Raw genomic sequence first — 9,603 nt, 5'->3', positions numbered from 1 at the left:
GAGGAGGGCCCCACCGCCGAGCGGTGGGGCCCTCCTCCGTACGCGCGCGCCGGGCCTAGTAGACCGGCTTGTGCGGCTCGATCTGGTTCACCCAGCCGAGCACGCCGCCGCCGAGGTGCACGGCGTTCGAGAAGCCCGCGGCCTTGACCACGGCCAGCACCTCGGCCGAGCGCACGCCCGACTTGCAGTGCAGCACGATCTTCTTGTCCTGCGGCAGCTTCTCCAGGGCGTCGCCCATGAAGAACTCGTTCTTCGGGATCAGCACCGCGCCGGGGATGCTGACGATCTCGTACTCGCCGGGCTCGCGGACGTCGATCAGGAAGATGTCCTCCTTCTCGTCCTGCCACTCCTTCAGCTGCTTCGAGGTGATCGTCGAACCGGCGGCGGCGGCCTGCGCCTCCTCCGACACGACGCCGCAGAAGGCCTCGTAGTCGATCAGCTCGGTGACCGTCGGGTTGTCGCCGCAGAGCGCGCAGTTCGGGTCCTTGCGGACCTTCACCTGGCGGTAGTTCATCTCCAGGGCGTCGTAGATCATCAGCCGGCCGACCAGCGGGTCGCCCACGCCGGCCAGCAGCTTGATGGCCTCGGTCACCTGGATCGAGCCGATCGACGCGCACAGCACGCCCAGCACGCCGCCCTCGGCGCAGGAGGGGACCATGCCCGGCGGCGGGGCCTCCGGGTACAGGCAGCGGTAGCAGGGGCCGTGCTCGGCCCAGAAGACGCTGGCCTGGCCGTCGAAGCGGTAGATCGAGCCCCACACGTACGGCTTGCCGAGCAGCACCGCGGCGTCGTTCACCAGGTAGCGGGTGGCGAAGTTGTCGGTGCCGTCCACGATCAGGTCGTAGCCGGAGAAGATCTCCATGACGTTGGAGTTGTCGAGGCGCTCCTCGTGGAGGATCACGTCGACGTAGGGGTTGATCTCCTTGACCGAGTCCCGCGCCGACTCCCCCTTGGAGCGGCCGATGTCGGACTGGCCGTGGATGATCTGGCGCTGCAGGTTCGACTCGTCCACCACGTCGAACTCGACGATGCCGAGCGTGCCCACACCGGCCGCGGCGAGGTACATGAGCGCGGGCGAGCCGAGGCCGCCGGCGCCGACGCAGAGCACCCTGGCGTTCTTCAGCCGCTTCTGCCCGGCCATGCCCACGTCGGGGATGATCAGGTGGCGCGAGTACCTGCGGACCTCGTCAACGGTGAGCTCGTCGGCCGGCTCGACCAGGGGTGGCAGCGACACGGAAACTCCGATGGTCGTCGGTTTCAGGTGGCCGGGGCCAGCCTGTCTGTGGGCATGTTGCTCCGCCACTCGGGTGGCTCTGCTACGCCAACAGTGTCACGCCCCTCCGGTATTCCGAGACAGCCCGTCCGATGGGCGAGACGGGCGGCGTCGGATCGTGGACCCGCCGCCCCGGGCCCCCCGGACGGCGCCCCGGCCCCTCCCAACGGGCCGGACGCGCCCGCCGGGCCGCCGCCCGGACCGCTCAGACCCGGCAGGCCGTCTCCAGCCAGACGTCCCCGAGCGACTCCTCCAGCGGCACCTGCGTCCGCCATCCGAGACGGTCCCTGGCGGTGCGCACGTCCGCCTGCCGCCACGGCACCGGCTCCCCCGGGGCCGGCCGGCCCTCGGCCCGCGGCCCCTCCGGGCGGTGCCCCGGCAGGTACGGCCCCGGCGCGTGCCCGGGCGGGTGGTCCCCGCCCGCCGCGACGGCCTGCGCGGGCAGCAGGACCTGCCGGTTCTCCTCCACGACGGACCCCTCGAAGCCCGCCGCCCGCACCAGCAGCTGCGCCGCGTCCCGGGCCCGGACGGCGTGCCCGCTGCCGATGTTGATCACCCCGGTCGCGGCCGACACCGCCGCCGACTGGATCGCCCGCGCGACGTCCCGCACGTCCACGAAATCCCGGTATCCGGACAGGTCCGGCATCCGCACCTGCGACTCGTCCCGCTCCAGCGCCCGGCGCAGCCCCTCCGCGAGCCGTCCGAACAGCGAGGCGGTCGGCGCCCCCGGGCCCACCACGTCGAACACCCGCAGCACCGTCGCGTCCAGGCCGGAGGCCAGCACCAGCTCCGTCCCGGCCAGCTTGGACACCCCGTACGGGCCGACCGGCCGCGGCTCGGCCTGCTCCGACACCGGCACCCCGCCGGGCACCGGTCCGTACTCGGCCGCCGAGCCGACGTGCACCAGCCGGGCCGGCTCCCGGCTGCGCCGGATCGCCTCGCAGACGGTGGCGACCGCCAGCGTGTTCGCCCGGATCAGGGTGCGCGAGCTGCCGTAGGTGGCGCCCGCGCAGTTGATCACCACCTGGGGGGCGACGGCGTCCAGGAAGCGCGCCAGCGCGCCCGGGCTGCCGGTGGTCAGGTCGAAGCGGATGTCGGCCGAGTCGCGCCGGCCGAGGACCGTCACCTGCAACTCCTGGTCCAGCAGCAGACGGTCGGTGACGCGGCGGCCGATGAAGCCGTCGGCACCCAGCAGCAGCACCCTCATCGGGGGTGTCCTTCCACGAAGCGAGGTCGGGGTCGACCTGGCGGGCTGAAATCGGGCATGTACGGGGGCCGGTTCGACGGCCGGGGTCCAGGGGATCGGGGCGTGCGGGCGGACGGACGGACGGGCGCGCGGTACGGGTCAGCGGTGCGCCTCGGCGCGGCCGAGCACCGCCCAGGCGTACCCGAGCAGCACCGCCGCGACGCCGCCGCCGAGCAGAGCGGCCGACGGGCCGGAGCGGCCGAGCCCGAGCACCGCCAGGGTGGCGGCCGGGCCCGCGAGCGCGCCCAGCGCGGCCGCGGTCCACCGGCCGCAGCGCGCCAGCAGCGCGGGCAGCACCAGCAGCAGGCCCAGCACGCCCTGCGCCGCCCACGGGAGGGCGCCGGAGCGCTCGGCGGCCACGTGCAGCAGCCCGCCCCCGTGGGACGGCCCCGGGCGCGGCGCGACGACGGTCAGCACGGCGAGCGCGGCGAAGGTCAGCACCGCGAGGACGGCGAGGTGCAGGGCCACCGCGACCGGCAGCACCGGCCGCATCCGGGCCCGGAACTCGGCCAGCGTGCCCGCCGCGCCCAGGTGGCCCCGGCCGACCTGCCGGTACCACCGGGCCGCCCGCTCGGCCGACCCGGCCGACGCGGCGGCCGCCAGCGCCAGGGCGATGGTCAGCGGGCGGTCCCCGCCGGGCAGCGCGGGCGGGAGCAGCAGGAGGGCGGCCAGGCCGAGGCCGTAGGCGAGGGCGGCGGGGCGCCAGCGGGTGCCGGTGCCGGGCGGGGCGGCCTCGGGGCCGAGGCCGTCGGGGGCGGCGGGGCCGGCGAACGGTGGCCGGGGCGGGCGGGCCGGCCGGTCCGCGGTGAGGGCGGGGACGAGCACGAGCGGGACGGCGGCGGTCAGCAGCACCGGCCAGCGCGCCCCGAACCAGGCCACCGCCGCGCACGGCGGGGCGGCCAGGGCGACGGCGACGAGCGTGGCCCTGGCGGCGGCGCCGCACTCCCGGCCGGGGGGCTGCGGCGGCACGTACGGGCGGCGCGGCACGCGCGCGTACAGCTCGTCGGCCAGCGCGAACAGGTCGGCGTGCCGGCAGCGGGCCGCCGCCTCGGCCCCGAGGCCCGCCTCCTCCAGCCCGGCGGCGATCTCCAGCGGGTCGACGGCCCGCTCGCACAGCGCCCGGTGCTCGGCCATCACCTCGCGCACCGGATCGCCCGAGGGGCGGCCGGCACCGCCCCCCGCCTCCGCGCCGCCCGCGGACATCAGACCGCCTCCGCGAGGGCGCCGGGGTCCGTCTCCAGGCTCCCGCCGTCCGCCCGGAGGGCCGCCGGACGGCCGGGGGTCCGCAGCCGGCCCCCGCGCTCCCGCGCTCCGTCGCCGCCGTCCTCGGCCGCGTCGTCGGGGGCGCCGCGGCCGACCCCGTCGGCGCCGCCGCGCAGCCAGAACTCGGCGGGCCGGGCGAACGGGCGGGGCGCCTCGCCGGGCGTGCCGCCGCCCCCGCCGTCGGGGAAGGCCGGGAACTGCGAGACGAGCTCCAGGTAGATCTCCCGGAAGGCGCCGATCACCGGTTCGACGGCGAAGCGTTCCTGCGCCCTGAGCCGTCCGGCGAGCCCGAGCCGCGAGCGCCGCTCCTCGTCGCGCAGCAGCGCCAGGCAGGCGCCGGCCAGGGCGCTCGGGTCGCGCGGGGGCACCAGGAGCCCGGTCGGTCCGACCACCTCGCGGGCCACCCCGACGTCGGTCGACACGACCGCCCGCCCGCTCAGCATCGCGTCCGCGAGCAGCCGCGGCCGGCGCTGGGCCAGCGCGGAGAACACCGCCACCGTGCCGCTCTCCCAGGCCGCGGCGAGCGAGTCGGGCCGCCCGGCGAAGTCCACCCCCGCCGCAATCCCGAGCCGGTCGGCCAGCGCCGCGCAGTGCGCGAGGTAGCCGGGCCGCGCCTCCTCGCCGTGGACGACGAGCCGGGCGTCGGGGAGTTCGGCCCGCACCCGGGCGAAGGCGTGCAGCATCAGCTCGGTGTCGCGGCCGGGTTCCAGGGCGCCCGCCCAGGTCAGGGTCGGCGCGGCCGGTTCCGGTCCGGCGGCGGGCCGGGACACCGCGGGCGTGCCCTCGTACACCACCCGGGTGCGCGCCGGGTCAGCCCCGCAGCGGCGCTGCCACTGCTGGTCGTGCGCGCTGCCCGGGGTCAGTATCGCGGCCTGCCGGTACGTCTCCTCGGTGAGCGCCCGGAAGAAGGCCAGCAGCAGGGCCCGGACGGGCCACCGGTAGGGCGCCTCGCGGTAGCCGAGGTACTGCTCGCGCAGGTGCAGCCCGTGCTCGGTGACGACGAACGGGACGCCGTGCAGGTGCCGGGCCACCAGGGCGGGCAGCGCGGCCGGGCCGCCGCCCACGACGTGGCACAGGTCGGCGCCGCCGAGGCCGCCGGGCCCGGTGCCGTACCAGGGCGCGGACAGCGGGCGCAGGCACTGCTCCAGGAGGTCGGCGGCGACCAGGACGTCGCACACCAGCGGCTGCCCGGCCGAGGTGTCCGCGCCGGGCAGCCGCCAGACCCGCTCCAGGGCGCGGCGGGCGTGCGCGGAGGCCAGGAACGCGGACAGGCCGGCGTCCTCCCGGGCGAGCGCGGCCAGCCGGTACAGCCCGGCCCCGAACCCGTCGCGCTCGCCCGGCAGGACCAGGGCGCGCACCAGTTCCTCGTACGCCCGCGCGTACTGGCGTCTGCGGAGTGCGCCGGGGGCCCGCCCGGCCGGCCTGCGCCCCCACAGCGCCAGTTCGTGGACCCCGCGCCAGGCGGGCGAGATCCGGTCCCCGACGCCGAGGGCATCCGGGCCGGTGAGCAGGTAGAGCTCGAACCCGTGCTCCGGCAGGCCCTCGGCCAGCCGGTCGCACCAGGGTCCGGTGCCACGGCCCGGGTACGGACGGGCACCCTCGGTGAGCAGCGCGACGCGCACGGAAGACCTCCTCTTGCTGCCCCTCCCGGGGGCTGCGGAAGCTGGTGGCCGACCGCCTGCTGCCCGCCGTGTGGCGCGGCGTGTGTGGCTCTCCCCCCACACCTGTTCGGTCCGGCAGCAGAAAGGTAGGACCGGCCCGCGGCCATCCATCGGTCACATGCCTGGTTGCCACCTGAACGAGTGAACCGGCGTGACCTCGCCGCGAACGGGGCCGTTAGCGCCGCCGCTACCGGGCGCGGGCGGTCAGCAGCTCCCGCACCTCGCGCGCCACCTGCCCGGGGTGCTCCATCATCGCCACGTGCCCGGACTCCGGGAGCACCAGCAGCCGGGCGTCCGCGAAGGCCGCGCAGGCCCGCCGGGCCGAGCGGTAGGAGACGAGCTTGTCGCGCAGCCCGTACACGAGCAGTACCGGTACGCGCACCTGCCCGGCCTGCCGCCACAGCGCCTGCTCGCCGCGCTCGGTGTAGGCGGAGACGATCCCGCGCACCGAGCCGACCAGGGCCCGCGCCGCGTGCGGCACCGCGAGCCGGCGCCGGTACTCGGCCACCACCTCGGCCCGGGTGGCCGCGGGCAGCCCGTCCGGGTCGCCGTAGACCAGCCGCAGGATGCCGTCGGCGGCCTCCTCGGGGCCGCGCGCGCCCGCCGGGAGCCGGCCCAGCAGACCGGGCAGACCGGGCACCGCGAGCAGGCCGGTCGGCCAGGCGGTGCGCTGCGGCGGCAGCTCGGGCAGCGCGGGCGAGACCAGGGTGAGGGTGCGGACGAGGTCGGGGCGCAGGGCCGCGAGCCGGACGGCGACGGCGCCGCCCAGCGAGTTGCCGAAGAGGTGGACGGGCCCGCGGCCGGCGGCCTCCAGGTAGCCGATGACGGCCCGGACGTGGCCGTTGACGCTCAGGTCGCCGTCCGCGGGCGGCGCGGAGGCGCCGAAGCCGGGCAGGTCCACGGCCTCGCCGTCGATCCGGTCGGCGAGCAGGCCCATGAGGGCCGTCCAGTTGCCGGCCGAGCCGCCGAGCCCGTGCACGAACAGCCCCGGCTCCCGCCCGTCCGCCCCTCGCCCGCCGGGCCCGCCCGCACCGGCCGGCCGGTGCACCGCGAGCACCGCACCGGGGACCTCGACCGACCGTATCTGCTGCTCAGCGCCGCTCATGGTGGACGATGGTAGTGAGCGCCGGCCGGGCGGCCGCCGCCGGGCGGGCACCCTGCGTGGCCGGGCCGTTCCACCCCCGTCACACCACTGCCGATGCCGAGGTCAGCGCCGTATTGTGGGCTCCTGACAAGGAGGCCGGGGGCTTTTCTCACGTCCGCCGAACGCGGACGCGGTTACCGAAAAGTAGAATCGGTCACCTCGCAGCCCCGTACGAACCCCGAAGTGAGGAGCGCCGTGACGGCCATCCAGGAGGCGCAGGAGCGCCCGCGCGGTGCCCGCCTGCCGCGAAGCGCCCGCCGTGAACAACTGCTCGGTGCCGCCCAGGAGGTGTTCGTCGCGCAGGGCTACCACGCGGCCGCCATGGACGACATCGCCGACCGCGCCGGGGTCAGCAAGCCGGTGCTCTACCAGCACTTCCCCGGGAAGCTGGAGCTCTACCTGGCGCTGCTGGACAAGCACTGCGACGCCCTCGTGGAGTCGACCCGCGAGGCGCTGTCCACCACGATCGACAACAAGCTGCGGGTGGCCGCGACGATGGAGGCGTACTTCAACTACGTCTCCAGCGAGTCGGGCGCCTTCCGGCTGGTCTTCGAGTCGGACCTGACCAACGAGCCGGCCGTGCGCGAGCGGGTCGAGCGGGCCTCGGAGGCCAGCGCGACGCTGGTCAGCCAGGTGATCCAGGAGGACACCGACCTGCCCGAGGCGGAGTCCAAGCTGCTCGCCGCCGGGGTCTGCGGCCTCGCCCAGATCACCGCCCGCTACTGGCTGTCGCAGGGCCTGGAGATCCCGCGCGACGAGGCGGTCCGGCTGGTCGCCAGCCTCGCCTGGCGCGGTCTGAAGGGCTTCCCGATGCACCCGGCCGGCGAGTCGGCCTAGGGCCGGCCCGCGGCCGCGGTGGGCTCCGGTGATCTGCTGACCTTCGCCTCCGCGGTGATCGCGTGCTCTATGGTGAAGCCGTACGGCGCGGTCGTCGCGAACGCTTGTCCCAGGCGCTCCGGTGCCCGCGCGTGGATGGCTGCAACCCCGGAGGGACGGAAGCCGTGGAGGTCAAGATCGGCGTGCAGAACGCGCCGCGCGAGATCGTGATCGAGAGCACGCAGACTGCCGATGAGGTCGAGAGCGCGGTCGCCAAGGCGCTGGAGGGCAGCTCGAAGCTCTTCTCGCTGACCGACGAGCACGGCCGCCGCGTCATCGTCCCGGCCGAGCGCCTGGCGTACGTGGAGATCGGCGAGCAGGCCGTCCGCAAGGTCGGTTTCGGCACTCTCTGAGTCGCCCGCCCGGTGCCCCGTTCCCCCCGAGGGAGCGGGGCACCGTTGCGTGTACGGCCGGTCGGACCGGGGTAGGGCGCAGGTGCGGCCGTTCGAGTGCCGCGCGCCCGTCCCCCGGGGAGGCAGCCTTGCTGGTCGAGTCGATCGTCTTCGCCCTCGTCGGCCTGGTCGTGGGCCTGGCCGCGCTCCTGGCGCTGCCGGCGTACTTCCCGGCGGCCCGCGCCCTGGTGCTCGGCACCGCGGTGGCGGCGGCGCTGGTCGGCGGGGCGGTCGCGGCCTTCGGCCTCGCCGGGCGCTACCCGGCCGGAGCGGCCTTCGCGGCGGCGGTCACCTCGGTGGTGCTCACCTCGATGCTGGCCCGGCCCGACGTGGCCGCCGGCCGGGCCCCGGCGCACCGGCACCACCCGCACCGCGGGGGCGCCCACCGCGCGCCGCGGCGGCACCGGCCGGCGTAGGGCGCGTCGGCGGGAGGCCCTAGGAGGCCAGGCCGAGGGCGGCCATCCGCCTGGTGTGCGCCTCGGTGATCCGGTTGAACATCTTGCCGACCTCGACCAGGTCGAAGCCCTGCACCTGCACGCCGCCGACCAGCAGGTTGGACAGCGCGTCACGCTCGGCGACCACCCGCTGGGCCTGGCTGAGCGCCTCGCCCATCAGCCGTCGGCCCCACAGGGCGAGCCGGCCGCCGGCCCGCGGGTCGGCCTCGATCGCCTGGCGCACCTTGTCGACGGCGAACTGGGCGTGGCCGGTGTCGGACATGACGCCGAGGACGAGGTCCCGGGTGTCGTCGTCGAGGCGGACGGCCACCTCGCGGTAGAAGTCCGTCGCGATGGCGTCGCCGACGTAGGCCTTGACCAGGCCCTCCAGCCAGTCCGAGGGCGCCGTCATGCGGTGGAACAGCTCCAGCGGCTCGACGAAGGGGCGCATGGCCTCCTGCGGGTCCGCGCCGATCTCGGCGAGCCGGTCGTGCAGGCGCTGGTAGTGCTGGAACTCGGAGGAGGCCATCCGGGCCAGGGCCGCCTTGTCGGCGAGGTCGGGCGCCAGCTTGGCGTCCTCGGCGAGCCGCTCGAAGGCGCTCAGCTCGCCGTACGCGAGGGCGCCGAGCAGGTCCAGCACCGCCGCGCGGTAGCCCGGGTCGGCCGAGCAGCTCGCCCAGTCGCCGATCGAGCCGGCCTCGTCCTGCGTCTCACCATGGGTCTCCATGACCCGCCACCTTAGTCCCGCCCGCCCGGCTCCCCCACACGGACCGGCCGCCCCCGGGCGTGCCGGGTGACCACCCGGAACGCCCGGTCACGCGCCGGTCGCCGGGGGCAATGTCAGACGCGTCACGTGTTCGAGTCGTCGCCTGACTGTATGGTGGTACGGAGCCCCGTCGTGCTCGCACGGTGTCACCGCCGTCTCGGTGTCCCGCGCAAGCCCGCTCCCCAGCGGCACCGTCCCCTCGGACGTGTCCGCATCGGAGGCACGGGTACTCACGTACGCGGATGCCCGGTCGGAGAGCCGATCGGCTCCGACCATGGCTTGGACTTCAAGCCTTGGCACCGCATCAGTGGCCGAGCGAGGGCCGCCGAGACCGCGCCCACCCGGCGGAGGTCCCGCGCAGGTCCCTCACGGGAATCCTCCCCGACGCCGCCGGCGACGCGCCCCGCCATCGGGCCGCGCGCACCGGCCGGCCGCAGGGACCGGCGCGGTTGTGCGTCCGCGCAGCTGTTTCAGGACCGTCCAGGTCCGTACGCAGCCGCGCGCCCGCCCGCCCGCCGCTCGCTCTCGGCCCCTCCCACACGGAAGAG

General features: G+C 76.1%; 9 protein-coding genes. 3 read left to right on the top strand and 6 right to left on the bottom strand.

The genetic code is table 11. The features are described 5' to 3' along the window. Positions 1 to 55: 55 nt before the first annotated feature. From moeZ to ACFVSN_RS31830, 5 genes are all read right to left on the bottom strand, one after another. Positions 56 to 1,234, bottom strand: a complete 1,179-nt coding sequence (gene moeZ, locus ACFVSN_RS31850; protein ID WP_387957068.1) for an adenylyltransferase/sulfurtransferase MoeZ — start codon at positions 1,232 to 1,234, stop codon at positions 56 to 58. A 244-nt stretch (positions 1,235 to 1,478) separates the two neighbouring features. Then, positions 1,479 to 2,480 (bottom strand): NAD-dependent epimerase/dehydratase family protein, encoded by a 1,002-nt coding sequence (locus ACFVSN_RS31845; RefSeq protein WP_380503148.1) that lies wholly within the window; start codon positions 2,478 to 2,480, stop codon positions 1,479 to 1,481. Between the two features lie 138 nt (positions 2,481 to 2,618). After that, entirely contained in the window at positions 2,619 to 3,722 is a 1,104-nt protein-coding gene (locus ACFVSN_RS31840; protein WP_387957067.1) for a hypothetical protein, read from the bottom strand. Beyond that, the gene (locus ACFVSN_RS31835) at positions 3,722 to 5,404 is read right to left on the bottom strand and encodes a DUF3492 domain-containing protein (protein ID WP_387957066.1); all 1,683 of its coding nucleotides are present in this window, start codon (positions 5,402 to 5,404) and stop codon (positions 3,722 to 3,724) included. The genes ACFVSN_RS31840 and ACFVSN_RS31835 overlap by 1 nt, the downstream gene beginning before the upstream one ends. Positions 5,405 to 5,630: 226 nt before the next feature. Beyond that, a complete protein-coding gene (locus tag ACFVSN_RS31830) occupies positions 5,631 to 6,548 on the bottom strand; it encodes an alpha/beta fold hydrolase (protein ID WP_387957065.1) in 918 nt (305 codons plus the stop codon). A gap of 234 nt (positions 6,549 to 6,782) precedes the next feature. Here ACFVSN_RS31830 and ACFVSN_RS31825 point away from each other — a divergent pair, with 234 nt between their 5' ends. From ACFVSN_RS31825 to ACFVSN_RS31815, 3 genes are all read left to right on the top strand, one after another. Continuing rightward, positions 6,783 to 7,424: a TetR/AcrR family transcriptional regulator gene (locus ACFVSN_RS31825; RefSeq protein ID WP_380438231.1), complete on the top strand. Its 642-nt coding sequence runs from the start codon at positions 6,783 to 6,785 to the stop codon at positions 7,422 to 7,424. 164 nt (positions 7,425 to 7,588) lie between these two features. Continuing rightward, positions 7,589 to 7,816, top strand: coding sequence for a DUF3107 domain-containing protein (locus ACFVSN_RS31820; RefSeq protein ID WP_359963217.1), 228 nt, complete (start codon positions 7,589 to 7,591; stop codon positions 7,814 to 7,816). Positions 7,817 to 7,944: 128 nt separating this feature from the next. Further along, positions 7,945 to 8,271, top strand: coding sequence for a hypothetical protein (locus ACFVSN_RS31815; RefSeq protein ID WP_387957063.1), 327 nt, complete (start codon positions 7,945 to 7,947; stop codon positions 8,269 to 8,271). Positions 8,272 to 8,290: 19 nt separating this feature from the next. Here ACFVSN_RS31815 and ACFVSN_RS31810 read toward each other — a convergent pair whose 3' ends face one another. Further along, positions 8,291 to 9,016, bottom strand: a complete 726-nt coding sequence (locus ACFVSN_RS31810) for a ferritin-like fold-containing protein (protein WP_380438227.1) — start codon at positions 9,014 to 9,016, stop codon at positions 8,291 to 8,293. Positions 9,017 to 9,603: the final 587 nt, after the last annotated feature.

Source organism: Kitasatospora sp. NPDC057904 (assembly GCF_042887925.1).
Lineage (GTDB): Bacteria > Actinomycetota > Actinomycetes > Streptomycetales > Streptomycetaceae > Kitasatospora.
Note: the sequence above shows the minus strand (reverse complement) of the source record. Positions and strands in the feature narration are given on the sequence as shown.

Excerpts from the sequence above, each read along its gene's own strand:
- ACFVSN_RS31840 (WP_387957067.1), bottom strand. The coding sequence starts at position 3,722 with ATGTCCGCGGGCGGCGCGGAGGCGGGGGGCGGTGCCGGCCGCCCCTCG.
- ACFVSN_RS31810 (WP_380438227.1), bottom strand. The coding sequence starts at position 9,016 with ATGGAGACCCATGGTGAGACGCAGGACGAGGCCGGCTCGATCGGCGAC.
- ACFVSN_RS31830 (WP_387957065.1), bottom strand. The coding sequence starts at position 6,548 with ATGAGCGGCGCTGAGCAGCAGATACGGTCGGTCGAGGTCCCCGGTGCG.
- ACFVSN_RS31845 (WP_380503148.1), bottom strand. The coding sequence starts at position 2,480 with ATGAGGGTGCTGCTGCTGGGTGCCGACGGCTTCATCGGCCGCCGCGTC.